Raw genomic sequence first — 24089 nt, 5'->3', positions numbered from 1 at the left:
CATGAACAGGGTTGTGCTGACCGGAATCGGGGTTGTCTCCAGCATCGGCATCGGGGCCGAGGAATTCGCTGCGGGCCTGCGGGCGGGGCGCAGTGGCGCCAGGCCGATTTCCGTGTTCGACACCACGGGTTTCGAGCACGCCAACGGCTGTGAGGTCGTGGGATTCGACCCCTCCCGGTGGCTGCGGGACCTTGACCCGAGCACGATGGGCAAGGCCAGCCAGTTCTCGGTGGCCGCGGCCCGGATGGCGGTGGCCGACGCCGGGCTGGCGGGCCAGCTGACCGACAAGCGCGGTCTGGTCACCGTCGGCACCACCGACGGTGAGTCCTTCGACCTGGACCGGCTGGTGGAAACCGAGGTCGAGGACGGACCGGAGGCGATGGACGGCGCCGGCGCCCGCCGGGTGCCCGCGCCGCTGTTGTCCCTGTCCATCGCCCGCGAGTTGCGGCTGGGCAACGTCAGCGCGTACACCATCGCCACGGCGTGCTCGGCGGGCAACTACGCGATCGGGGACGGCTTCGACGCGGTGCGCTCCGGCGAGGTCGACTTCGCGCTGTGCGGCGGGGCGGACGCCATGTGCCGCAAGACCTTCGCCGGTTTCTACCGGTTGGGCACCATCGCACCGGAGTTCTGCCAGCCCTTCGACGTGGACCGGAAGGGCATCCTCACCGGTGAGGGCGCCGGCATGCTGGTGCTGGAGAGCCTGGACTCGGCGGTGCGCCGGGGCGCGCGGATCTACGCCGAGGTGCTGGGCTACGGCCTGAACTGCGACGCCTACCACCAGGTGGCGCCCAACCAGTCCAGCATCGAGCGGTGCATGCGGCTGGCCCTGGACGACGCCGGGGTCAAGCCGCACGAGGTGGACCTGATCTCGGCGCACGGCACTGGCACCAAGGCCAACGACATCACCGAGACCAGGGCCATCCGCCAGGTCTACGGAGACCGACCGCCGCGCACCATCTCGGTGAAGTCCATGCTGGGCCACACCATGGGCGCGGCGAGCGCGCTGGGCACCATCGCGTGCGCGCTGGCGATCACCCACGGGTTCGTGCCGCCGACCATCAACCACCGGGTCACCGACCCGGAGTGCGAGATCGACTGCGTGCCCAACGAGTCGGTGGCCGCCGACCTGCGGGTGGTGCAGAACAACGGGATGGCCTTCGCCGGCAACAACGCCAGCGTCATCCTCGGCAAGTACACGCCGGGGGAGCCCGCGGTGAACGGACTGGCCCCCGTGGCAGTCAACCCGGCGGCCGCGGACCCGCGGCCCGCTGACAACCGCAGTGAGGTGAAGCGATGAGTTCGCCCGCGTACGCAGCGGTGCGGCCGGTGATCACCGCGTGGTCGGCGGTGTCCCCGTTCGGTGTTGGTCGGAAGTTCTTCGTGGACGGTGTGCTGGCGGGACAGCCGACCGCCGCCCCGCTGGACCGCGAGCAGTGGCCGGGACCGGACGAGCAGGCGTGCCTGGTGCCCGACTTCTCGGTCAAGGAAGTCCTGGGGCGCAAGGGAACCCGGTCGATGGACCGGGTGACCGGGCTGGCCGTGAGCACCATCGGGCAGCTGCTGCACGACGCCGACGGCAACCGGGTGGTGCGGACCGGCGAGGAGTCCGCGCTGGTGCTGGGCACCACGATGGGCAGCGCCCAGTCCACGATGGACTTCGTGCGCGACTCGTTCACCGGTGGGCAGCCCCACCACGTCGACCCGGCGCGGATGCCCAACTCGGTGATGAACTGCGCGGCCGGCCAGTGCGCGATCTGGCACCAGCTGCGCGGCCCGAACACCACGCTGGCCGGTGGCGGCGCGGCCGGCCTGCTCAGCCTTGACTACGCCCGCCGACTGCTGCACCACGGCCGGGCCGGCCAGGCGCTGGTGGGCGCGGCCGAGGAGTACTCCACCGCACGCGCCTGGCTGCACCGGCACTCGGGCGGCACCACGGTGCTGGGCGAGGGCTGCGCCATCCTGCTGGTGGAGCCGGCCGCCGCGGTCGGCGAGGGTCGCCGGCCGCTGGCCGAGGTGCTGGCCGTGCAGTCCCGGTTCTACCTGGACGCCGACCCGCGCCGCGCGCTGGCCGCCTCGGTGCGGGACGTGTTGACCGACGCGGGCGTGCGCCAGGAGGAGGTCTGGGCCGCGGTGGGCTCGGCGGTCGGCGAGCCCGGCGAGCACGAGCACGCCCAGCTGCGCGCGCTGTTCGGCGACGCCGCGGTGAACCGGATGCCCGGCGCCGACCTGCTGGGCGACACCGGAGCCGCCTCGTCGGCGCTGCGCATCGCGACGGTGCTCAGCGTGGCCGAGCGGTCCGCCGAGGCGGCCGGCAAGCTCGTCGTGCTCTCGGCGGTGGACCCCTACGGCACCGCGGCCTGCGCGCTGCTGCGATTGGCGGACTGACATGACCGTGCACCTGGACCGGCCGGCCGAGGTCGGCCCCGGGCAGCCCGGCGCGGTGGACGCGGTGCGGGACGACACCGGTGCGCGGGCGGTGAGCCCGGTCGCCGGGGCGGTCCACCGAACCGGGCCGGCCGAGGTCACGTTCACCGTCAGCGCGGACGAACCGGTGTTCGCCGGCCACTACCCGAACTTCCCGATCTTTCCCGGGATGTGCGTGCTGGAGATCGCGCACCGCGGTGCGCTGCTCACCGCGCCCGAGCCCGGCTTGGCGCTGGCCGCGATGAAGTCGGCCCGGTTCACCGCGCCGGTGTTCGCCGGCGACCGGCTGACCGTCGCGGTGGACTGGAAGCGGGACCGGGAGCGGTGGACGTGCGTGGCCCGGGCCCGCGCCGGTGACCGGGACGTGGCCGTGGTGCGCCTGGACTACCGGGCGGGAGGTGACCGGTGATCGACGTGGCCGACATCCTGCCGCACCGGTATCCGATGCTGTTGGTCGACCGGGTGCTCGACATCGAGCCGGGCCGGCGGGTGACCGCGGTGAAGGCGATCACCCGCAACGAGCCGTGGTACGCCGACGCGGCCGCGGTGTCCTCTTCGGACGGTGCGGCCTACCCGCCGGCGCTGCTGGTCGAGTCCTGGGCCCAGGCCGCCGGCCTGGTCTTCGGGATCGAACAGCCCAATCCGGACGTGCTCGCCGGCCGGGTGATGCTGCTCGGCTCACTGTCCGATGTGGAGTTCCACCGACCGGTGCTGCCCGGCGACGTGCTGGAGCACCGGGTGCGGGTGGCCAGGGCGGTGGGCGAGACCGTGATCTTCGAGGGTGAGTGCGTGGTGGGTGGCGAACTGGTGTTCACCGTGTCGCGCATGGTGGTGGCCTACCGCCCCGCCGGCGTGCTGCGGGAAGCAGGAGGAGAACAGCGGACATGACGACATCCGGAGTGGCACTGGTCAGCGGCGGTTCCCGCGGTATCGGCCGGGCCTGCGTGCTGCGGCTGGCCGAGGACGGGTACGACATCGGCTTCTGCTACCACTCGAACGGCGATGCCGCGCGGGCGCTGGAGAAGGAGGTCGGTGAGCTGGGTGTGCGGGTGCACGCGCAGCAGGTCGACGTCAGCGACGGCGCGCAGGTGCGGGACTGGGTCGCCGCGGTGGAGCGGGAACTCGGACCGGTCGAGGTGGCCGTCACCTCCGCCGGCATCACCAGGGACAACCCGCTGGTGCTGATGACCGACGAGGACTGGCACAGTGTGCTGGACACCAATCTCGACGGCGTCTACCACGTCTGCCGGGCCGTGGCCTTCGCCATGCTCAAGCGCCGCCGGGGCAGCCTGGTGAACATCTCCTCGGTCTCGGGTGTCTACGGCAACCCGACGCAGAGCAACTACTCGGCGTCCAAGGCCGGCATCATCGGCTTCACCAAGGCACTGGCCAAGGAGGTCGGCCGCTACGGCATCCGCGCGAACGTGGTGGCACCGGGATTCATCGAGACCGACATGACCGCGGTGCTGGCCGGGCCGGCCCGCAAGAAGATGCTCGGCTCGGTGCCCCTCGGCCGGTTCGGCACCGCCGCCGAGGTCGCCGACCTGACCGCGTACCTCGCCTCCGACCGGGCCGGCTACGTGACCGGCGCCGTCTTCCAGATCGACGGCGGACTGACCGTCTAGTTGCCCGACCGCAGGGAGAGTCACTTCCATGGCCAAGACCAAGCAGCTGCGCTGGTACTTCTCGCTGCGCAGTCCGTACTCGTGGTTCGCCTACCGGGAGCTGCTCGCACAGCACCCCGACGTGCTCGACGCCGCCGAGTGGCTGCCGGTGTGGGAGCCCGACGAGTGGACCACCCGGCTACTGGCTGACGAGGGTGTGCACAGCCTGCCCTACACCGACATGTCCAAGGCGAAAGCCCTGTACATCCTCCAGGACACCCGGCGGCTGGCCGCCGCCCGGGGGCTGTCGATGACCTGGCCGGTCGACACCGCGCCGGTGTGGGAGGTCGCCCACCTCGGCTACCTGGCCGCGCTGGACGGGAACCGGGGCCGGGAGTTCGTGGCGGCGACCTACCGCGCGCGGTGGGAGCACGGCCGCGACATCTCCGACCCGGCGGTGATCGCCGAGGTGGCCGCGCAGGTCGGGCTGGACGCGGAGCGGGTGGCCGGTGCGCACCGCGACCCGGTGTACCGGGCGCGCGGGGTGGAACAGCTCAAGCTGGTGGACAGGCAGGGCGTGTTCGGTGTGCCGATGTTCCTGCACGGGCGGAACAAGTTCTGGGGCGTGGACCGGCTGCCGGACTTCATCGCCTCGGTGCGCGGCTCCGGGCTGCCCGAGCCGGAGCCGGTCGACGGGCCGGTGGTGCTGGGCGTGGGCGCGGACGCCGGCCACGCCGGCGGCTGTGGCTGAGCGCCGGGGCCGAGGGGAGGTCGCGGACCTGACCGCGTCCGGAGCCTGAGGGCCGCGGCCCGGTCGGGTCCACGCGGTGGGGCCGGTGTCCGGTCAGCCGTGCAGCAGCACGTGGCCCGGGGTGCTGCGGGTGACCAGCGCGACCGCGCCCAGCACCTCGGCGCGCGAGCCCAGCTCACCGGACACCACCCGCACGGCCTGGTTGATCGACGGGGACAGCCTGCGTGCCAGGACCGCGCGAATCCCGGCCAGCAGTGGCTCACCGGCCGGGGCCGTCTTGCCGCCCACCACGACCAACCTGGGGTCGAGCACCGTGCACACCCCGGCCAGGGCCCGGCCCACCGCGCGGCCCGCGTCCTCCACCACCCGCCGCGCGCCCGGATCACCGTCGCGGCACAGCGCCACCACGTCGTCCAGGGTCAGGTCGGCGCCTCGGCTGTGCGACATGGCCGCGACCAGCGGACCCGCGCCGGCCACGGTCTCCAGACAGCCCCGGTTGCCGCACCGGCAGACGAACCCGTCCGGAGTCACCACCACGTGCCCCAGTTCGCCGGCCATGCCCGCGGCGCCCTCGTAGAGGTGGCCGCCCAGCACCAGGCCCGCGCCCACGCCGTCGGAGAGCATCACGTAGATGAAGTCGTCCACCTGCCGGCCGGCCCCGAACGTCCACTCGGCCATCGCGCCGAGGTTGGCGTCGTTGCCCAGGTGCACGGGCAGGCCGAGCCGGGCGTGCAGCTCCTCGGCGATGTTCACGTCATCCCAGCCGGTGAGCACCGAGCGCGGTGCCGAGGCGGGCGCGCAGACCCGGACCGGGGTGGACACGGCCACGCCCGCGCCGAGCACCCGGTCGATGCCCAGCCCGACCTGTGCCACCAGGTCGAGGGCGGTGCGGGCGGCGTAGTCCAGTGCGTCGGACAGGTGGGCGTCCACGTCCCACGCGTGCTGCGCCTCGGCGAGCACCGCGCACGCCAGGTCGGTCACCACCACCCGCACGCTGTCGTGTCCGAGGTGCACCCCCACCACGCCACCGCCGTGCGGGTTGAGCGTCACCAGGGTGGGCGGCCGGCCACCGCCCGGCGAGCCGGACGCGGTCGGCCGCTCCACCTGCTCGGTGAGCAGCTGCTCCGCCAGCAACTCGCTGACCAGGCTGGACACCGTGGTTCGGGACAGGCCGGTGGCCCGGACGATCTCCACGCGGCTGGTGGCGCCCCGCCGCTGCACCGCCTCCAGCACCCGCAGCCGGTTGTGCCGGCGCAGCGCCTCCAACGATCCCGGAGCTGTCACCACGTCCCGAATCGTACTTTTCCGAGGGCTTTTTCCGAGCTTCGGACAAACTGAGTGCCACGCGACGTGGAATTGATCCTTGACACAGCAAAACCCCGGGCTTACGTTTCCGCGCAGTCACGACCCACCTCGGCGACGGCAACGCGGCCCGCTCGTAGTCCGGCCCTGTCGGCCGCTCGCGGACTGGAGAGCCACGATGAGGAAACGGGTATCAACGGTGGCCCTGGCCATCGGCGTCGCGGTGAGCGGGGTGCTGGCCGCGGTGGCCGTACCAGCGGTCAGCGCACCCAAGCCCCGGGAGCCGATCTACCTCAACCGCGCCTACTCGCCCGAGGAGCGCGCGGCGGACCTGGTGTCCCGGCTGACCCTGGCGGAGAAGGCCAGCCAGATGAACAGCAGCCTGGCGGCGGCCATCCCGCGGCTGGGCATCGCCGCCTACTCCTACTGGAACGAGGCAGCGCACGGTGTGGCCAGGGAGGGCACCAAGGACAACGCCAACCCGGACGTGCTGACCAACACCACGTCCTACCCGGTGGACCTGTCCCTGGGTTCCACCTGGAACCCGGACCTGATGTACGCCGAGGCGAGCATGATCTCGGACGAGGCCAGGGAGGTGGTCAAGGACAACCGCCTGGACCTCAACTTCTACTCGCCCACGGTCAACCTCGCCCGCGACCCGCGCTGGGGCCGCAACGACGAGGCGTTCAGCGAGGACCCGCTGCTGACCAGCGAGATCGCCGCGCAGTTCGTCAACGGGCTGGAGGGCAAGGACCAGTCGGGCAACCTGCTGCGCTCGGGCGGCGGCTATCTGAAGGCCATCACCACGCTCAAGCACTTCGCGGCCAACAACAGCGAGTTCAACCGCCTGACCGGATCGTCCGACATGGACGAACGCACCCTGCGTGAGTACTACACCGCCCAGTTCCGCGACATCGTGCGGCGCAGCGATCCCGGCTCGATGATGAGTTCCTACAACCGGGTCAACGGGGTGCCGGCCGCGGCCGACGTGCACCTGATCGACACCCTGGCCAGGCAGACGTTCGGCTTCGACGGATTCTTCACCTCGGACTGCGACGCCATCTACGAGATCCAGGCCGGTCACCACTGGCAGCCACCGGGCGCGGCGAAGCCGCTGGACGAGTTGGGACGCACCGCCTACGCCAACTCCGCCGGTGAGGACCTGGACTGCAACCAGGGCTACCACGACAAGTTCAACTACGCCAACACCATCCCCAACGCCGTGGCGGCGCGCATCCAGACCCAGACCGGCGTCTACACCGAGAACGACGTGGACGTCTCGCTGACCCGCCTGTTCGCCGCGCGCATCGCCACCGGTGAGTTCGACGACGAGGCCGCGGTTCCGTGGGTGGCGCAGGCCAGGGCCAGGATCGCGCCCGGCACGTGGGTCAACGATGACAGCAACAACGCGGTCACCCAGACCCCGGAGCGGCTGGCCATGGCGCGCAGGGTCGCCGGCCAGAGCATCGTGCTGTTGAAGAACGGCACCGTCGGCGGAGCTGACAAGAACGGCACCGTCGGCGGAGCTGACAAGAACGACTCGGCGGGCTCGGCGCAGCCGCTGCTTCCGCTGCGGGTGCCGGCGACCGGCGCCTACCGGGTGGCGGTGATCGGCCACTTCGCCAACCCCGAGTCCATGTACCTGGGCGGGTACTCCAACATCCAGGGCAAGGCGGGCAAGGCCAACGAGGTCAACGGCTACCAGGGCCTGAAGGCGGCGATCCAGAAGATCAACCCGTCGGCGGTGGTCGACTTCCTGCCGGGCACCGACCCGAACTCGCTGGATCGGGTGGACGCTGCCTCGGTCGAGGCCGCGGCGAACTACGACGCGGTGATCGTCTACGCCGGTACCGACGACACGACCGCGGCCGAGGAGAGCGACCGGTCCTCGCTGGCGCTGCCCGGCGCGCAGGCGTCGCTGATCAGCCAGGTGGCCGCGCGCAACCCGCGCACCATCGTCTACGTGGAGACCATCGGACAGGTGGACCTCGCGCCGTTCCAGGACGCGGTGCCCGCGCTGCTGTGGAGTTCCTACAACGGCCAGCGCAAGGGTGAGGCACTGGCGGACGTGCTGCTGGGCGCGGTCAACCCCAGTGGCCGGCTGCCGTTCAGCTGGTACGCCGACGCCAGCCAGCTGCCCGCGCTGGACGACTACGCGATCCGGCCCAGCGCGACCTCGCCGGGCCGCACCTACATGTACTACACCGGGCCGGTCAGCTACCCGTTCGGCTACGGCCTGGGATACAGCGACTTCCGGTACACCAACCTGCGGGTGGATCGGCACCAGGTGGACGCCAACGGGTCGCTGCGCGTCAGCGCGGATGTCACCAACACCGGTTCGGTGGCCGGTGCCGAGGTCGTCCAGCTGTACGTGTCCACTCCGGACGCTCCGGCCGAGCTGCAACGGCCGATCAAGCGGCTGGAGGGGTTCCAGAAGATCTCGCTGGACCCGCACCAGACCAAGCGGGTCGAGTTCACCGTGGACGTTCCCAAGCTGGCGTTCTTCGACGAGTCGGCCAACCGCTACCAGGTCGACACCGGCCGCTACGAGATCCAGCTCGGTTCCTCCAGCGCTGACGCCGACATCCAGCAGCGCGCCTCGGTGCGCGTGACGGGTGCGCTGAACCCGGTGCCCTCGGTGGTCAGCGCCAAGCCGGCGGCCAGCAGTGACGCCGCCCAGCAGGTGGCCCAGCGGGTGCTCTTCCCCGCGGGCACCGTGGTCGATCCCCAGCTCACCGTGGCCATGAGCGATGACACGCTCTACGGCTACATCGGCAGGGGAGCCAGCCGCGCACTGCCCGACGACCTGCGGGTGCGCTACCACAGCAACCGCCCGGACGTGGTGTCGGTGCGGGGTGACGTGATCCGCACCGTCGGCAGCGGGGTGGCCACGGTGACCGCGACGGTCAGCTACCACGGCCGCCAGGCGAGCACCGACTTCGTGGTCTACGTCCGCTAGCACGGGGTCGGCCGGGTTCCGGTCAACCGACCAGAACCCGGCGGCGCGCGACGCCGATCGCCAGGGCCTCCGGCACGAGCAGCCGCAGCCGTGCCGGAGGCCCTGGCGTGTCTGCCGGGCCGAGCGCCTACTGCTCGTCGGTCCGGGGCGGTCTCGGCCCGGTCGCCTGGTACGCGTTCCCGCCGAACCTCGGGTGGGCTCACCAAGCGTTGCCCCGTCGGCTCCGGCTCGCCCTGTTGGTGGCGCACTGGTAGGAACTTCCGCTGCTCGGCTGGCAGGTGTCCACAGGAGACCCAAGACTGGGACCGGGCGCGGGAGGTGATCATGGGACGGACGGTGTTGACCCGACGAGCGCTGGCCAGGGGCGCTGCGGTGGTCACGGCTGCCGCGACCGGGATGTTCGAGGTGCCGTCGGCCGGACAGGCCGCGGCAGGAGATGACGTGCCCGCCGGGGACAACCGGCGCTGCCGGATCGACGTGCACCACCACTGCGTCCCGCCGGCCTGGGTCGCCTGGGCCGAGTCGCGGGGGTTGGTCGACCGGAGCCAGCTGCCGTGGTGGGCGCACTGGGAGGTGGGCCCCACCCTGTCCATGATGGACAGTGCGGGGATCGCCACCGCGGTGATGTCGGTGACCACGCCGGTCACCACGCCCTACACCGACGACGCGCAGCGCAGGGAGAGCCTGCGGGTGGCCTACCAGGCCGTGGTCGACCTGATCGCGGCCCACCCCGGCCGGTTCGCCTTCCTCGCCCAGGCACGGCTGGACGACCTGGGGTTCGCGATCTGGTCGGTCCGGTACGGACTGCGCGCGGGCGCGGTCGGCGCGCAGCTGCCCACCCGCGACGGTCAGGCGCGCTACCTCGGCAACCCGGTCTTCGACCCGCTGCTGGCCGAACTCGACGACTGGTCCACCGTGGCCGTCCTGCACCCGACGGACGTGCCCGGTACCTCAGACGAGCAGCCGGCACTGCCTGGCGTGCCCAACTTCCTGTGCGACTACGCACTGGAGACCACGCGCGCCTCGGTCAACATGACCGTGCACCGCGTGTTGGACCGGTTTCCCCGGCTGTCCTTCGTGCTGCCGCACGGGGGTGGGTTCCTGCCCTACCTCTCCGCCCGCTTCGAGTTGACCGGCGAATCGACCGACCCACCCGTGGACGCCGCCCTGGTGCGCGAGTACACGCGCCGCTTCCACTACGACACCGCCGCGCCGATGTCACCGTCGTCAACACCGACGCTGCTGGCGACGGCCGGTGCGGCGCGGCTGCTCTACGGCTCGGACTGGCCGCCCATGACGCTGGACCAGGTGTTGCGCGCGGCAGCGGCGCTGGACGGTGATCCCGCGCTGACCGGTGCCCACCGCGCGGCGATCAACCGGGACAACGCGCTGGCCCTGTTCCCGGCACTGGCCTGCACCTGACCGGGGCGCCCCCGCCAGCCCCGCCCCGCGCCACGAGGTGAACGGGAACCGGGCGGCACGTGCCGCCCGCGCGGACCGGCACACCCGGCTGGTCACCCCGGACCTGGGTGAGCTGCCCTGAGTTCCTGGAGCAGCCGGGCCGGGTCGGCTTCGGCCACGGTTGTCTTCCCGTCCAGCGCCCAGCCCCTGCCGTATGCCACGGCGAAGGTGTGCTCACCCAGCGCGGCTCGCCCTCGGCGGGGGAGGTCCCGAACCCGCCAGTCGGTGCACTCGCGGCGGCCTGGCTGCGCCTGGTCGCGTGACCGACTGCGCGCTGGTCACCTCGGGGCGTCGGTGAGGTATTGCTCCAGGCCGTACCGCCGCGCGAGGAGCAGGGCCAGTGCGATCACCGGAACGGCGAGCCACGGCCAGGCGACCCTGCGGGCCGGGCGCACCAGCAGTGCCTGTGCCACCAGGGTTGCCAGGGTGACGGCGACACCAGCGCTGGCGGCCAGGTCGGCGGCGTCGATGGCGCCGCGGTCCCAGTCGCCCTGCGGACTGATCCCGTAGGCGGCGACGGCGAAGAGCCCGGCGACCAGGTCGGAAAGGCCAACGAACACGTACGCGAGCGCGGTCCCCGCCCTGGTCGACGTCTGCCCGGTTGGCGTGGTGCCACGACGGTTCCGCATGATCACCTGCCGAGTGCCAGCTGAGCTTTGGGCAGGTTCGTCATGAACCCGTTGCCGTACCCCTGGGCCGCCTTGCTCTCCCAGTACGGGCCTCCGTTGTAGCGCGCTGCCAGCTCACGGTACTGGTCCTGGGTCAGCGTCGCATCCGAGGCGAAATCGGTTTCCTGCTTGAGGTCGGCCAAGTGGGAGGCGGCGATGAAGATGTTCTGCTTGGGGTCGTTGAGCGCCTCGACGACCTCCATGCGCTGCGCCTGGGTCATGGTCGCCGGGTCGTAGCCCAGGGTCTCCGCGGCTCGACGAACCTGGACCGCGATCGGTCCCATCGAGGTGGCGTTCGACCTCTGGTCGTCGTTCGGGTCCAGCTTGGGATTGTCGACCTCCTCGCTGTTGCGAACGCCGAACACCTCCCGGTCGGTCCAGTAGGCCTCGCCCCCGACTTCCTGCCAGGCGATTCCAGCCACGAGATCCGGTGGCAACCCGTACTTGCCCGCGGCCGCCCTGATCACCGCCTGGTTGTCCCGAATCCACTCCTCGCGGTACGAGTCATCCCTCTCCCACAGCTGGTACCAGGGAATTCCCACGTTTCCGCCGGGCAGTTCCGCCGCTGCCGCCTTGATCGCGGCCAAGGCGGGGGAGACCGCGCCCTGCGCGACACCACTCGGTCCGTAGTCGGTTTTCGCACCGGTTCCGGCGAGCTGGACGTTCGGGTTGCTCGCGGCCTGGGTCGCTTCCTCGGCGATGTCCGGGATGCCCGCGATGATGGCGGCGGCCTCCGTGGAATCAGCCCGGAAGTCGGGAAGCGCCTCGTAGGCTCTGCCGAGATCCGCCAGGCAGCGGGCGCGAGCGGTCTCCTCGACCTGCTTCGCGGTGGAGAACTTGGTGTTGGTCTCGTCGTAGTAGCGTTCCGCGTCCGCTCTGATCGACTCGACATCCACACCGAGTTCGGCCACCCAGTCGAAGAAGCCAGTCGTTGATCGGATGTCCTCCCACTTGCGCATGGGCTCGGCGGCCTTGGCTTCTGATGTCCACGCGTCGGCCACCGAGTTGATCAGATCAGCGAGCTTTCCCTCGGTGACTCTGCCCTCCCGCACGAGGTTCTTGGCCTTCTCCAGTTCTGGCGCGTAACCGGCCAGCGCGTCGTGCGCGATCGTGAAAGCGGCAGCGAGATCATCGAGCAGATGGCCCGCGTCAGCCAGTCGGGCGTCGTACTTGTCCCGCCCGGCACCTTCCCACACCGTGTTGTCTTTCGCCCGGCGCAGAGTCGGCCGCGCGCTGTCGAGCAGATCCGTCATACGCTGGAATTCTCGTGCGTTGAGCTGAACCAGGTCAGGATTGCCGCGGTCAATGAACTTCACGTCGGCGAAGTAGGTCATGACCGGATCACCGCCTTTCCGGCGGCACGTACACACCGCCGGCCAGTAGCTCGTCCAGAGCGTGGGCGATGTCCTGGTCAATCGAGACCAGGCTCTGTCCGGTCGCCTTCAGCTTGGTCGCCAGGGCGCCCAGCAGAGCCACGAGATCCTGGTACTGGTCGTGCGCGAAGCGCGCGAACTCCTCGACCTTCCTGCCGACATCAGGATGAGCATGCGGAGCCTTGGCGGCCACGCTGTTGTCTCCGTCGAGCCGGCCTGCCGCCAACAACCCGGCGAGTTCCGTCAACAGATGTGAACTTCCGTCGATTGAGGCGGGTTCCACGCGATAGTTCATCGGTCCCCCCGGACGCGAAAACAGTCGCTGCGTTGGGCAACCGTAGACTGGCGGAGACGGATGTCGCAAGAACTTGACGTGAATCACCGGAAAGCGTCACCAGCTACCTCGTTGATAAGTCAATCTGTTGTTGGGTCACATTGGTAGTGGAACGAGTGACCCGGGAATGATCATTTCATCGTGTGCCCGGAGGACAAACCACAACCGCGGCGGGCAATGCCGGGGCGCGCGTTCAATCCGGGTCTTCGGGTGCGTGGTGGCGCGCTATCACCGCTTGGCCGGGGTCCAGTTTTCCGGGCACCCGCTCGGCCGCCGGGTTGTCGGTGTCGAACTCGCACCGCCACCGACCGGGGCCGAGGTCGAACGGGTGCGGACGGTCCGAGAGGTTGGCGGCGACCACGACCGATCCCGTGCGGTAGGCGAGCACGTCACCGGTGTGCGCGAGCCACACGGGGGCCGACCGCTGGTGCGCGGTGCGGGCCCGCGTGGCGATCAGCCTGCGGTGTGTCGACAGCGGTGAGGTCGGGTCGTGCTGCTGCACCGCGACCGTGTCGGCCGGCGCGCGGTCGCCGAACGGCAGCCACGCCGCCGGTGCGGTGGTGAAGCCGAGCCCCGGGCCCGGTGCCCAGGGCATTGGTGTGCGGGCGCCGTCACGCGCCTGGCTGCCGTCGGCGGCGGCGAGTGGGTCCTGGGCCTGACCTGGCGGGATGGTTCCGTCGCGCAGGCCGAGTTCCTCCCCGTTGTACAAGAACGGGATGCCGGGCAGCCCCATGAGCAGGGTGGCCACGGCGGTGGCGCGGCGCGCGCTGCCGTAGCGGGTGGCGGCGCGCCTGCGGTCGTGGCTGCTCTGCACCCAGCTGAGGTTGGGCGCCGCGGCGGCCGCCGCGCGCAGCATCGTGGCGACTCGGTCCGGTGCCCAGTCGGACTCGACCAGGCCGAACCAGAACGCGGAGTGCAGGCCGTCCGCCTCGACGTAGCTGGCGAGCCGGCCGGGGTCGAGGATGTACACCTCGCCGATCAGCACCGCGTCGTAGGCATCCGCGATCGCGCGCCACCGGCGGTGGATGGCCATCGCCGACGGCTGCTCGATGTCGTAGCGGTGGTCCTGCGTCAGCCACTCGGCCGCCACGCCGCCCTGAACCGGGACGTCGTCCGGGGCCAGCCAGGGGTTGTCCGGGAGGTCGGGGTGCTTGGTGAGGTAGTGCGCGGTGTCGACGCGGAACCCGTCGAGGCCGCGGTCGAACCAGAATCGGAGGATGCCGTCGACCTCGTCCGCGACATCGGGGTGCTGCCAGTTGAGGTCTGGCTGGTGCGGTGTGAACAGGTGGAGGTAGTACTGGCCGGTGCGCTGGTCGAACGTCCACGCTGGACCGCCGAAGTGGGAGAGCCAGTTGTTCGGCGGCCCGCCGTCCGGTGCCGGATCGCGCCAGATGTAGCGGTCTCGCAACGGGTCCGTGCGGGACCGGCGGGAGCTGACGAACCACGGGTGCTCGCTGCTGGTGTGGTTCACCACGAGATCGGCGACGACCCGCATGCCCCGCTCGTGGGCGGCGGACAGCAGCGCGTCCACATCGGACAGTGTGCCGTAGCGCGGGTCCACGGCGCGGTAGTCGGTGATGTCGTAGCCGTGGTCGCGCATCGGGGACGGGTGGAACGGGCTGATCCACAGCAAGGTGACACCGAGGTCGTGGAGGTAGTCGAGACGGCTGAGCAGACCGGGCAGGTCGCCCCAGCCGTCACCGTCACTGTCCTGGAAGGACGGCAGGTAGACCTGGTAGCCGATGGCGTCCCGCCACCACGGGTGATCAGACACGAGACAGAGGAAACCGCGCGGCGCCAGGGTTTTCCAGAGCCAATCAGGACGGATTGGCCGCCAGTGCCGCGCCGAGCACCCCGGCGTCGTCGCCGAGGCGTGCGGGGTGGACGGGGCCGCTGTGCCAGCGCAGCGTGCCCGCGGCGGCGAGGTAGGCGTCCCGGATCGGGCCGGGGCGGGCGATGAGGCCACCGCCGAGCACGACGGTGTGCGGCGCGAGCACGGCGCAGAGGCTGTCAAGGCCGCGGGCGAACTGCGCGGCGTGCCGCTCCAGTGCGGCAGTGGCCCGAGGTTGCCCCGCCGTGACGGCCGCCGCGAGCCGTGCGGCACCGGGTTGTGCGGCACCGGTCGGTGCCAGCGCCGCGCCGGTGCGGTTCAGCGCGACACCACCCGCGAGCTGTTCCCAACACCCGCGGTTGCCGCACCCGCACGGCGGCCCGTCGGCGTCGAGCACCAGGTGCCCGACCTCACCGGCGTGCCCGGTCCCCTCGTGTAGCCGTCCACCGGTCACCAGCGCGCCGCCGAGCCCGGTCCCCACCGTGACCACCAGGACCGTCGCCGCACCGGCACCCGCACCGAGGCGGGCCTCGGCCAGCCCGGCGGCACGCGCGTCGTTGAGCACCGTCACCGGGCGACCCAGTTCGGCGGCGAAGTCCACACCGGACAGACCGAGGTTCGCCGACCAGGTCAGCACTCCGTCGCGCACGGTCCCCGCGACCGCCACGCCCACCGCCGCGACCGCGACGTCGGCGTACTCGGCCAGCACCTGCCTGGTCGTGCGCACCCGGGCCGCGGGATCGGGTGGCAACACCCGCCGGACCACCCGGCTGAGCCGGCCGGCCTGGTCGACCAGCCCGGCTCTGACGTGGGTCGCACCGAGGTCGATGCCGATGGTCGTCACAGCAGCACCGGCTGGTCGTCGGTCGCGTGCCGGTACCGCACCCACGCGGCCGCCAGGCGGCGGAGGCCCTCGTCGAACACCTGCGGCGGGCGCGCGTACACGACGCGGACGTGGTCGTCGGCCAGGCCGTCCGGCGACAACACGCCGCCAGGCACCACTGCCACCCCGAACCGGGCGCTCACCTCGCTGAACGCGGTCGCCGTGCCGGTGGGCAGCCGCAGCCACAGGCTCAGCCCGCCGTCCGGCGGCAGCCACCGGAACTCCGGCAGCGCCGCGGTCAGCGCGGCGCTCGCGTGGCTGAGTTGGTCGCGGAGCACGGCGACCCGCTCGGCGCGCACGTCGTCCTCCACCGGGAGCAGCCGGGTGGCCAGCACCTGGTCCAGCACGGGGGTGCCGAGGTCCGCCCGCGCCTTGGCCCGGCCGAGCGCGGCCACCAGCGGCGCGGATCCGCGCACCCAGCCGATCCGCAGCCCACCCCAGTGGAGCTTGCTGAGTGAGCCGACGGTGACCAGGTTGTCCGACTGCGCGCACGCGGCCAGCGGCGGCGGCTGCTGGTCGAACACCAATCCGGCCTGGCTGACGTCGTCGACCACCAGGGTGTCCCGGTCGGCGAGCGCGCGGGCGAGCCGGGCCCGGTCGTCGGCACCGAGGACCCGGCCGTGCGGGCCGAGCGTCGGCACGAGGTACACCAGGCCCGGGCGGACCCGGTCGATGAGCGCCAGCAGCTCGTCACTCCCGCTGGTGACCGGCCGGGCGCCGCGCACGGCGACGGACAGCCCGTGGAGCACGTCGAGGATGCCGGGGCTGGTCGGGGTCTCCACGACCGCCGGTTGCCGGTCGGGCAGCGCGTGCGCGGCCAGCAGGGACAGCGCCTGCTGGTCACCGGTCGTGACGAGAACCTGGTCGGCGTCGGTGGCCAGGCCCTGCTCGGTCAGCCGCGCCGCCAGCGCGGCACGCAGCGCGGGCAGACCGGCCGGGTGGTAGCCGGGTGCGTCGAGCGCGGCCGCGGTGTCCGCGTCGGCCGCCCCGAGCGCGGCGACCGCGGCCCGCAGCCGGTGGTGCGCGGGCAGCGCGGCGGTGGCGAGGTCGATGAGTGCCGCCGGGTTCCGCAGGGCGGCGACGGGCAGGGATTCGCGCGGGGACCGCGCCTCACCCGTCCGGCGCGCGCCCGCCACCCAGGAGCCGCTTCCCTGCCTGGTCTCCAGAATCCCGCGGTCCCGGAGGTGGGCGTAGGCGTGCGTGACCGTGTTGCGGCCGATGGCCAGCCGCCTGGCCAGTGACCGCTCCGGCGGCAGCACCGTGCCGGGTGGGATGTCACCGCGCTCGATGGCCGCCCCGAGCGCGGCGGACAGCCGCGCGTACAGCGGACCGGGCCGGTCGGACCAGTCCCCGAGCGCGTCCTGGATGTGCATGGCAATTCCAACCAATCGGACCTTGATTGGCCCTATTCGAACGGAGGAGTTCTGGTCATATTGGCACCAGTGCCACGCGGGATGTCAATGCCACTGGCGAAAGGAACAGGCATGCAACTCGGATTGGTCGGCTTGGGCACCATGGGTGGCCCGATGGCCAGACGGATCGCCGACGCCGGCCACGACGTCATCGGGGCCGACTCGTCCCCGACCGCGGTCGAGCGGGCCCGCACGGCGGGCACCACCGCCACCGGCTCGCTGGCGGAGTTGGTGGCGGCTCTCGCACCGCCACGCGTGGTGTGGGTGATGGTGCCGCCGCCGGTGACCGCCACCGTGCTCGACGAGCTGGCTCGCCTGCTCGACGAGGGCGATCTGGTCGTGGACGGCGGCAACAGCGACTGGCGGCAGGCGGCCGGGCGGGCCGCCCGGCTCGCCGAGTCCGGCGTGCGGTTCCTGGACGTCGGCGTGAGCGGCGGCCAGTGGGGCTGGCGGCACGGCTACGGGCTGACCGTCGGCGGTGCGGCGGAGGACGCCGAGCGCGTCTGGCCGGTGTTGGTGGCGCTGGCCGCGCCGGACGCCGTCGCCCTGGTCGGGCCGACCGGCTCGGGGCACTTCGTCAAGGCCGTGCACAACGCCGTCGAGTACGGGCTGATGCAGGCCTACGCCGAGGGCTTCGCGCTGCTGTCGTCGAGCGAGGGGATCGACCCGCTCACCGCGCTGCGGGTGTGGCAGGCGGGCTGCTCGGTGCGCTCGTTCCTGCTGGAGCAGACCGTCGACGCGCTCGCCGCCAACCCCGGGCTCACCGGCGTCGGCACGGCGGTCGCCGACTCCGGCATGGGCCGCTGGACCGCGACGGAGGCCGTCCGGCGGGGCATCGCCACCCCCGTGCTCACCGCGGCGCTCCAGGCCAGGTTCGCCAGCCGGGACGACGACCGCGCGGCCAACCGGCTGCTGGTCGCCGCTCGCGCCCAGATCGGAGGGCACTCCCGTGGTTGACCCCCTGGACCGGGCGCGCTCGGTGCTCACCGAGGTCCACCGCGCCGTCACGACTGTCGATCCCACCGCGGTCACCGCCCTGAGCACGGCCATCACCGCGGCGCGGGCGGTGTTCTTCGACGCGCGGGGCCGCTCCGGCCTGGTGGCGCGAGCACTGGCCATGCGGTGGATGCACCTGGGGCTGCGCGTCCACGTGGCCGGCGAGACCACGACGCCGGCGATCGGTGCCGGCGACCTGCTGGTCTGCCTGTCCGCGAGCGGTCGCACCGCCGGTCCGCTGACCAACGCCGGCGTCGCGCGCGCCCGAGGAGCCCGCGTGGGCGTGCTCACCGCCGCACCGAACTCCCCGCTGGCCGCGGCGGCCGACGTCGTCGTGGTCGTCGCGGCCGACAGCCACCAACACGGCGGCTCGCTGTTCGAGCAGGCGTGCCTGTTGCTCGGTGACGCCATGTGCGGGGCCTTCCAGCACGCCAACGAGATCCCCGACGCGGCGCTCGACGAGCGGCACGCGAACCTGTTGTGACCGCGCTGCTGGCCGCGGCCGCGGGGGACGCCGACACCGCGGCACGCCTGGCGGCGGCGGGGGTGGACGTGCTCGTCGCGTACCACTCCAGCGCGCTGCGCCGCCGCGGCTTCCCCTCGGTGGCCGGGTTGCTGCCCTGGGCCAACGCGAACGAGCTGACGCTCGCCATCGCCGCGGAAGTGGTCGCGGCCGCCGCCGGGCGGCCCGTCCTGGCCACGGTGTGCGCGAACGACGGCCTGCGCCCACCGGAGCAGGTGGTCACCGAGCTGGCCGGACACGGGGTGACCGGGGTGCTCAACGCACCCACCACGGCCCTGCTGTCCGGTCCGGTGCGGTCCGCGCTGGAGGACGCCGGCCTTGGCTACCGCCGTGAGGTCGAGCTGATGGCGCTGGCCCGGGAACACGGGCTGCTGGCGTGGGGGTACGCGTGCACGCCCGCCCAGGCGGTGGCCCTGGTGGCGCACGGCGCCGACGCGGTCGTGGTCCACCTCGGGATCACCCGCGAGGGACCGCTGACCGCGCGGCACACCACCACCCTGGCGCGCGTCGCGGCGGCGGCGCTCGCCGTCCGGCCGGACGTGCGGCTGCTCGCGCACGGTGGTCCGCTGACCCACCCGACGGCGTTCCCACGCACCGGGCACGATGGAGTCCACTTCGGATTCTTCGGCGCCTCGGTGTTCGAGCGCGCCGAGGATCCGGACAGCGCGGTCGCCGCGTGGCGGCTGGCGCTCCGACCGAAAGGAGACCGATGACGGATCGGGTGATCACACTCGCGGAGGTCGAGGCGTGGACCGGCCCACCGCTGGTCCTGTTCGTCGGCATCGCCACCGCAGGCTCACTGGCGCACGCGGTGTTCCGCGGTTGGGCCGGTGCGCTGGACCAGCCGTGGGCGCTGCGTGGGCTCGACCTGCCGGCGGACACCCCTCCGCCGGTCTACCGGCGGCTGCTCGCCGCGATGCGCGACAACCCGCTGGTCCGGGGTGCGGTGGTGACCGCGCACAAACTCCGGCTGTACCGGGCGTGCGCCGAGGAACTGTCCGAACGCGACCGCCTGGTGGAGCTGACCGGTGAGATCAACACCCTGGCCACGGACGGCCGCGTGGCCGCCTACGCCAACGACGCCCGCTCGCTGACCGCGATCCTCGGTTCCCCGTCCGGCAGCCGGGTCGTGTGCGTTGGGGCGGGCGGCGCGGCCACCGCCCTGCTGCTCGCGCTGCACCAGGACGTGGCGCGCGACATCCCCCGGCCGGACCCCCCGGACCGGCTGGTGTTCGCCGACACCGACCCGGCGGCGCTCGACGCGCTGCGCGCGGTCGCCGACCGGATCGGCGCCCGACCCGAACTGGTTCACCTGACCGGCCCGGCCGATGACCTCGTCGCGGGCGCGACGCTCGTGGTGAACGCCACCGGGCTGGGCAAGGACCGACCCGGCAGTCCGCTCACCGACCACGCCCCGTGGACTCCCGGGACGGTGGCGTGGGACCTGAACTACCGGGGCGATCTGACCTTCCTCCACCAGGCGGCGACCCGCGGACTGTCCACCGTGGACGGGTGGGACTACTTCGTCGCCGGGTGGGCCGGCGCGCTCACCGCGATCGCCGGCGCGCCGTTCACCCCGGACGTCCTGTCCACACTGGCGACCGTCGCCGCTCCACACCGACCGAAGAGGACTGACTGACCCGTGATCCCGTTCCGCATCGACATCCCGGACAGCGAACTGGCCGACCTGCGGGAGCGACTGCTGCGCACCCGGTGGCCGGACGAGGAGCCGGTCGCCGACTGGTCGCAGGGCGTACCGCTCGCGTACCTGCGCGAGCTGTGCCACTACTGGGCCACCGAGTACGACTGGCGGGCCACCGAGCGGCGCCTGAACGAGTTCGCCCAGTACCGCACGGAGATCGACGGGGTCGGCATCCACTTCCTGCACGTGCGCTCGCCACACGAGTCCGCGCTGCCCCTGGTGCTGACCCACGGCTGGCCCGGTTCGGTGCTGGAGTTCGAGAAGGCCATCCCACTGCTGACCGAACCCGACGACCCGGCCGACGCCTTCCACGTGGTGATCCCGTCACTGCCCGGCTACGGCTTCAGCGACCGGCCCACCGAACCCGGCTGGGGTGTGCAGCGCATCGCCTCGGCGTGGCGGGAGCTGATGGCCCGCCTCGGCTACCAGCGCTACGGCGCACAGGGCAGCGACTGGGGCACCAGCATCACCACCAGCATGGGCCAGCAGGACACCGGCCAGCTCGCCGGCATCCACGTGATGCCCCCGATCGCCGCACCCGACCCGGCCACCTTCGACGACCTCACCGAGGCGGAGCAGGCCGCGCTCGCCGACCTGCGCCACTCCCAGGCCCACGAGTCCGGCTACGCCGAGCAGATGACCACGAAACCCCAGACGATCGGCTACGCCCTCACCGACTCCCCGGTCGGTCTGTGCGCCTGGATCGTGGAGAAGTTCGCCTCCTGGACCGACAGCGGCGGCAACCCGGAAACCGTGCTCACCCGCGACGAGATGCTGGACGGCATCACCCTGTACTGGCTCACCCGCACCGCCGCCTCCTCGGCCCGCCTCTACTGGGAGAGCTTCCGCCAGGTCGGCGAGTGGTTCAGCACCGCGACCGACGACACCGTCGCCGTCCCCACCGGCTGTTCGGTCTTCCCCAAGGAGATGCCGCGCCCGTCCCGCCGCTGGGCCGCCAACCGCTACACCGACATCCGCCACTGGAACGAGCCCGCCCGCGGTGGCCACTTCGCCGCGTGGGAACAGCCCACCCTGTTCGCCGAGGAACTGCGCACCTTCTTCCGCATGGTCCGCTGACGAGGCCCGCCCGACGGCCGCGGTTGAGGACAGCCGTGGCCCACGGGCAGCGGTCGCACCTCGGTTACTGCTCGATCTCCCCGGTCGCCTGCCGGTAGGAGTCGGTGATGATGTCCCGCAGTTCGTCGAGGTCGTCCAGCGCCTCGAAGCGGACGCGCACCCAGTGCGAGTAGGCCTCGTGCTGGGGCACCCAGAACTTGTGCGGTTCCGCGGCGATCAGCTCGTCCCGTTCGTGCTTGGGGCAGCGCACCGCGCACGAGGTCTGGTCGTCCGGGATGGTGACGTACATCTTGCCGCCGGTGTGGAAGGTCGGGATCTTCCACTGCTCCCGCTCCACGGTGCCGGGCAACGAGAGGGCGATGCGACGCGCGTCCTCAGCTCCGACCACTTGGTTCCCTCCTGCTCACGGTGCAGCGGCCACTGTAGATGACGCCGGGGGCGGCGCCCCACCAGGTGTGGCCGGGTGCTCGGGGTTCAGGTGTGCTCCCTGCCGGGCTGTGCGCGGTGAGAGGTGGTCGGGAGCACGCCTGTCCTAACGAGACGGTCGCGGTGTGCTGCACGCGGTCCAGCGCCGGCGACGTGTCTGGATGTGTCCACGCCGACAGGCGCCGGGCGCTCACCGTTGCCGTGCCGAGGGGCGAGGGCACTAGAGTGCCAGCGGACGCTCGCGGTTGGAGGCCGACTCGTGGACGAGGTCAGGTTCGGTCAGGATCTGGTACGGGCGCTGCTGCGGGACCAGCATCCGGATCTCGCGGACCTCGCACTCCGCGATGTCGCCGGTGGCTGGGACAACCAGCAGTGGCGCCTCGGCACGGAGTTGGCCGTGCGCCTGCCGCGCACCGAGCGCGCACCGGCCCTGCTGCGCACCGAGCAGAAGTGGCTGCTCGTGCTGGCTGAGCGCCTGCCGCTGCCGACGCCCGTCCCGGTGCGCGTCGGCGAACCCTCGGCCCTGTTCGAGCACACCTGGACGATCACGCGCTGGGTTGTGGGTGAGCCGGCGGACCGCGCGCCGATCACCCGCGCCGACGCCGCCGACACCCTCGCGGGTTTCCTCAGGGCCCTGCACCGGCCGGCGCCCGCGCAGGCCCCGGTCAACCCCACGCGCGGCATCCCGCTGGCCGAGCTGTCGGAGGCGTTCACCACCGCGTTGGAGGTCATCGCCGATGACGCGAGTGCCGGTGCCGCCCGGGAGGTCTGGGCGAAGGCCGTTGCGGCGCCCGCGTGGGACGGGGCGCCGACGTGGCTGCACGGCGATCTGCACCCGGCGAACGTGGTCGTGCGGGACGGGGCGCTCGTCGGGGTGCTCGACTTCGGCGACATGTGCGCGGGCGATCCCGCGAGCGACCTGTCCGCCGCCTGGATCCTGCTGCCGGCGGGCACGGTGAGCCGGTTCTTCGGCGCCTACGAGGACGCGGACGAGGTCACCATCGCGCGGGCGCGCGGCTGGGCCGTCCTGCGCGCGCTGCACCTGATCAGCATCGGACGCAACGGCAGGCGCGGTCTCCCCGGGGGCAAACCGACGTGGGAACCGGCAGGCCGGGCCGCGCTCGAACGCGCCTTGGCCGTGGACTGACCCGCGCGGACTCCAGCGACTCCAGTGTGGAGATGAACCACCGAGAGCGGCGGTGGCGCGGTGGTGCCGCCCTCGGCGCTCGATCGGGTGTCAGCGTCGGTCTTCGATCTTGAGGTCGCCCTTGAGCACGTTGCGGATGTGGTCACTGGCGAGCAGGTCGTGCGGGTAGCCGAGGTCGATCGCGCTGGCCTGGTCGAGGCGGGCCAGTTGGGACGCGGTGAAGTCGACCTCCAGGGCACCCAGATTGCCCACCAACTGCTCGGGGGTGCGGGCGCCGATGATCGGTGCCGTCACGCCCGGGTTCTGCAGGGTCCAGGCAAGCGCGACCTGCGCGGGCGTGTGGCCCAGTTCCGCGGCGACCTCCCGCACCACGTCGGCGATGGCGAGGTTGCGTTCGGTGACCATGCCCAGCCCGGCGTTGAAGCTCTTGCGGGTGCTTTCCCCGGGGCCGGCGGACGCCGCGGTCAGGTCGGCGCGGCTGTACTTGCCGGTGAGCAGGCCGCCCGCCAGCGGCGAGTACGGGGTCACCCCCAGCCCCATCGCCCGTGCCATGGGGATGAGATCGCGTTCCGCGGCGCGGTTGACGAGGTTGTACTCGATCTGCAGCCCGACCAGCGGTGACCAGCCGCGCAGGTCGGCGATCGCCTGCATGCGCGAGACCTCCCAGGCCGGCGCGTTGGACATCGCCACGTACAGGACCTTGCCCTGCCGGACCAGATCGTCCATGCCGCGCAGGATCTCCTCGACCGGCGTGGCGAAGTCCCACACGTGCAGGTACAGCAGATCGAGGTAGTCCGTGTTCAGCCGGCGGAGACTGGTTTCCACCGACGCGAACAGGCTCTTGCGGTGGCTCCCGCCGGAATTCGGGTCGTCGGGCCGGCGCAGCGTCGTGTACTTCGTGGCCAGCACCAGGCTCTCGCGGTTGTCGCGGGTGAACTCGCCCAGCAGCCGCTCGGAGCTGCCGTTGGTGTAGGTGTTGGCGGTGTCGACGAAGTTGCCGCCGCGCTCGACGTAGGTGTCGAACAGCTTGCGCGCCTCGTCCTTCTCCGCGCCCCAGCCCCACTCGGTGCCGAAGGTCGCCGCGCCCAGCGCCAGCGGTGAGACCCGCAGCCCGGAGCGGCCCAGCAGCCGGTAGGTGTCGAGAGTGAGCGACATGGTGTTCTCCCGTGCCTGTGATCCGGTGTCGAGCACGAGTCTGTGATCACCGCGAGCC

At 72.0% G+C, this 24089-nt stretch carries 23 protein-coding genes; 14 read left to right on the top strand and 9 right to left on the bottom strand.

All coding sequences use genetic code 11. From position 1 onward, the window contains the following. Nucleotide 1 precedes the first annotated feature (1 nt). From LX83_RS00190 to LX83_RS00165, 6 genes are read left to right on the top strand one after another with little or no spacing between them, the layout of a single operon-like run. Nucleotides 2-1300, top strand: coding sequence for a beta-ketoacyl-[acyl-carrier-protein] synthase family protein (locus tag LX83_RS00190; protein ID WP_253765629.1), 1299 nt, complete (start codon nt 2-4; stop codon nt 1298-1300). Further along, nucleotides 1297-2388, top strand: coding sequence for a beta-ketoacyl synthase N-terminal-like domain-containing protein (locus LX83_RS00185; protein WP_253765627.1), 1092 nt, complete (start codon nt 1297-1299; stop codon nt 2386-2388). Before LX83_RS00190 ends, LX83_RS00185 begins: the two co-directional genes overlap by 4 nt. Before the next feature lies 1 nt (nt 2389). Then, nucleotides 2390-2836 (top strand): 3-hydroxyacyl-ACP dehydratase FabZ family protein, encoded by a 447-nt coding sequence (locus tag LX83_RS00180; protein WP_253765625.1) that lies wholly within the window; start codon nt 2390-2392, stop codon nt 2834-2836. Next, nucleotides 2833-3315, top strand: coding sequence for a 3-hydroxyacyl-ACP dehydratase FabZ family protein (locus LX83_RS00175; protein ID WP_253765623.1), 483 nt, complete (start codon nt 2833-2835; stop codon nt 3313-3315). Before LX83_RS00180 ends, LX83_RS00175 begins: the two co-directional genes overlap by 4 nt. After that, nucleotides 3312-4052 (top strand): 3-oxoacyl-[acyl-carrier-protein] reductase, encoded by a 741-nt coding sequence (fabG, locus tag LX83_RS00170; RefSeq protein WP_253765621.1) that lies wholly within the window; start codon nt 3312-3314, stop codon nt 4050-4052. Before LX83_RS00175 ends, fabG begins: the two co-directional genes overlap by 4 nt. Before the next feature lie 28 nt (nt 4053-4080). Then, a complete protein-coding gene (locus LX83_RS00165) occupies nt 4081-4782 on the top strand; it encodes a 2-hydroxychromene-2-carboxylate isomerase (protein ID WP_253765619.1) in 702 nt (233 codons plus the stop codon). A 93-nt stretch (nt 4783-4875) separates the two neighbouring features. On the opposite strand, the gene LX83_RS00160 is transcribed toward LX83_RS00165, so the two are convergent. Then, nucleotides 4876-6069: an ROK family transcriptional regulator gene (locus LX83_RS00160; protein ID WP_253765617.1), complete on the bottom strand. Its 1194-nt coding sequence runs from the start codon at nt 6067-6069 to the stop codon at nt 4876-4878. Between the two features lie 193 nt (nt 6070-6262). Between LX83_RS00160 and LX83_RS00155 the strand changes: the two genes are divergently transcribed. Together LX83_RS00155 and LX83_RS00150 are read left to right on the top strand one after the other, a co-directional pair. Beyond that, on the top strand, nt 6263-9043 hold the full coding sequence (locus LX83_RS00155; RefSeq protein ID WP_253765615.1) for a glycoside hydrolase family 3 C-terminal domain-containing protein: 2781 nt from the start codon (nt 6263-6265) through the stop codon (nt 9041-9043). Nucleotides 9044-9367: 324 nt separating this feature from the next. Next, entirely contained in the window at nt 9368-10465 is a 1098-nt protein-coding gene (locus tag LX83_RS00150; protein WP_253765613.1) for an amidohydrolase family protein, read from the top strand. Between the two features lie 317 nt (nt 10466-10782). On the opposite strand, the gene LX83_RS00145 is transcribed toward LX83_RS00150, so the two are convergent. The 6 genes from LX83_RS00145 to LX83_RS00120 form a co-directional block, all read right to left on the bottom strand. Continuing rightward, entirely contained in the window at nt 10783-11133 is a 351-nt protein-coding gene (locus tag LX83_RS00145; protein ID WP_253765611.1) for a hypothetical protein, read from the bottom strand. A 2-nt stretch (nt 11134-11135) separates the two neighbouring features. Further along, entirely contained in the window at nt 11136-12506 is a 1371-nt protein-coding gene (locus LX83_RS00140; RefSeq protein WP_253765609.1) for a hypothetical protein, read from the bottom strand. 7 nt (nt 12507-12513) lie between these two features. Beyond that, on the bottom strand, nt 12514-12840 hold the full coding sequence (locus LX83_RS00135) for a hypothetical protein (RefSeq protein WP_253765607.1): 327 nt from the start codon (nt 12838-12840) through the stop codon (nt 12514-12516). 232 nt (nt 12841-13072) lie between these two features. Beyond that, the gene (locus LX83_RS00130; RefSeq protein ID WP_253765605.1) at nt 13073-14653 is read right to left on the bottom strand and encodes an alpha-amylase family glycosyl hydrolase; all 1581 of its coding nucleotides are present in this window, start codon (nt 14651-14653) and stop codon (nt 13073-13075) included. 43 nt (nt 14654-14696) lie between these two features. After that, nucleotides 14697-15554, bottom strand: coding sequence for an ROK family protein (locus LX83_RS00125; RefSeq protein WP_253765603.1), 858 nt, complete (start codon nt 15552-15554; stop codon nt 14697-14699). Then, the gene (locus LX83_RS00120) at nt 15551-16966 is read right to left on the bottom strand and encodes an aminotransferase-like domain-containing protein (protein ID WP_253765601.1); all 1416 of its coding nucleotides are present in this window, start codon (nt 16964-16966) and stop codon (nt 15551-15553) included. The genes LX83_RS00125 and LX83_RS00120 overlap by 4 nt, the downstream gene beginning before the upstream one ends. Nucleotides 16967-17077: 111 nt before the next feature. Between LX83_RS00120 and LX83_RS00115 the strand changes: the two genes are divergently transcribed. From LX83_RS00115 to LX83_RS00095, 5 genes are read left to right on the top strand one after another with little or no spacing between them, the layout of a single operon-like run. Further along, nucleotides 17078-17962: an NADP-dependent phosphogluconate dehydrogenase gene (locus LX83_RS00115; protein ID WP_253765599.1), complete on the top strand. Its 885-nt coding sequence runs from the start codon at nt 17078-17080 to the stop codon at nt 17960-17962. Continuing rightward, the gene (gene hxlB, locus LX83_RS00110; RefSeq protein ID WP_253765597.1) at nt 17955-18485 is read left to right on the top strand and encodes a 6-phospho-3-hexuloisomerase; all 531 of its coding nucleotides are present in this window, start codon (nt 17955-17957) and stop codon (nt 18483-18485) included. The genes LX83_RS00115 and hxlB overlap by 8 nt, the downstream gene beginning before the upstream one ends. Further along, entirely contained in the window at nt 18482-19237 is a 756-nt protein-coding gene (locus LX83_RS00105) for a phosphoenolpyruvate hydrolase family protein (RefSeq protein WP_253765595.1), read from the top strand. Before hxlB ends, LX83_RS00105 begins: the two co-directional genes overlap by 4 nt. After that, a complete protein-coding gene (locus LX83_RS00100; protein ID WP_253765593.1) occupies nt 19234-20163 on the top strand; it encodes a hypothetical protein in 930 nt (309 codons plus the stop codon). Before LX83_RS00105 ends, LX83_RS00100 begins: the two co-directional genes overlap by 4 nt. A 3-nt stretch (nt 20164-20166) precedes the next feature. Continuing rightward, nucleotides 20167-21303 carry an epoxide hydrolase family protein gene (locus LX83_RS00095; protein WP_253765591.1) on the top strand — a complete coding sequence of 379 codons (1137 nt, stop codon included), beginning with the start codon at nt 20167-20169 and terminating at the stop codon, nt 21301-21303. 64 nt (nt 21304-21367) lie between these two features. Here the strand turns inward: LX83_RS00095 and LX83_RS00090 are convergent, their stop codons facing one another. After that, on the bottom strand, nt 21368-21691 hold the full coding sequence (locus LX83_RS00090) for an MmcQ/YjbR family DNA-binding protein (protein ID WP_253765589.1): 324 nt from the start codon (nt 21689-21691) through the stop codon (nt 21368-21370). A 297-nt stretch (nt 21692-21988) separates the two neighbouring features. Between LX83_RS00090 and LX83_RS00085 the strand changes: the two genes are divergently transcribed. Continuing rightward, nucleotides 21989-22876: an aminoglycoside phosphotransferase family protein gene (locus LX83_RS00085; RefSeq protein WP_253765587.1), complete on the top strand. Its 888-nt coding sequence runs from the start codon at nt 21989-21991 to the stop codon at nt 22874-22876. Between the two features lie 90 nt (nt 22877-22966). Here the strand turns inward: LX83_RS00085 and LX83_RS00080 are convergent, their stop codons facing one another. Then, nucleotides 22967-24031, bottom strand: coding sequence for an aldo/keto reductase (locus LX83_RS00080; protein ID WP_253765586.1), 1065 nt, complete (start codon nt 24029-24031; stop codon nt 22967-22969). Between the last annotated feature and the right edge of the window lie 58 nt (nt 24032-24089).

The sequence above is a fragment of the Goodfellowiella coeruleoviolacea genome (genome assembly GCF_024171785.1).
GTDB lineage: Bacteria > Actinomycetota > Actinomycetes > Mycobacteriales > Pseudonocardiaceae > Goodfellowiella > Goodfellowiella coeruleoviolacea.
This window is presented reverse-complemented; position numbering and strand designations above follow the sequence as displayed.

Coding starts and splice junctions, on each gene's coding strand:
- LX83_RS00150 (WP_253765613.1), top strand. CDS start 9,368: ATGGGACGGACGGTGTTGACCCGACGAGCGCTGGCCAGGGGCGCTGCG.
- LX83_RS00135 (WP_253765607.1), bottom strand. CDS start 12,840: ATGAACTATCGCGTGGAACCCGCCTCAATCGACGGAAGTTCACATCTG.
- LX83_RS00140 (WP_253765609.1), bottom strand. CDS start 12,506: ATGACCTACTTCGCCGACGTGAAGTTCATTGACCGCGGCAATCCTGAC.
- LX83_RS00190 (WP_253765629.1), top strand. CDS start 2: ATGAACAGGGTTGTGCTGACCGGAATCGGGGTTGTCTCCAGCATCGGC.
- LX83_RS00155 (WP_253765615.1), top strand. CDS start 6,263: ATGAGGAAACGGGTATCAACGGTGGCCCTGGCCATCGGCGTCGCGGTG.
- LX83_RS00165 (WP_253765619.1), top strand. CDS start 4,081: ATGGCCAAGACCAAGCAGCTGCGCTGGTACTTCTCGCTGCGCAGTCCG.
- LX83_RS00145 (WP_253765611.1), bottom strand. CDS start 11,133: ATGCGGAACCGTCGTGGCACCACGCCAACCGGGCAGACGTCGACCAGG.
- fabG (WP_253765621.1), top strand. CDS start 3,312: ATGACGACATCCGGAGTGGCACTGGTCAGCGGCGGTTCCCGCGGTATC.
- LX83_RS00100 (WP_253765593.1), top strand. CDS start 19,234: ATGACGGATCGGGTGATCACACTCGCGGAGGTCGAGGCGTGGACCGGC.
- LX83_RS00185 (WP_253765627.1), top strand. CDS start 1,297: ATGAGTTCGCCCGCGTACGCAGCGGTGCGGCCGGTGATCACCGCGTGG.
- LX83_RS00120 (WP_253765601.1), bottom strand. CDS start 16,966: ATGCACATCCAGGACGCGCTCGGGGACTGGTCCGACCGGCCCGGTCCG.
- LX83_RS00180 (WP_253765625.1), top strand. CDS start 2,390: ATGACCGTGCACCTGGACCGGCCGGCCGAGGTCGGCCCCGGGCAGCCC.
- LX83_RS00115 (WP_253765599.1), top strand. CDS start 17,078: ATGCAACTCGGATTGGTCGGCTTGGGCACCATGGGTGGCCCGATGGCC.
- LX83_RS00080 (WP_253765586.1), bottom strand. CDS start 24,031: ATGTCGCTCACTCTCGACACCTACCGGCTGCTGGGCCGCTCCGGGCTG.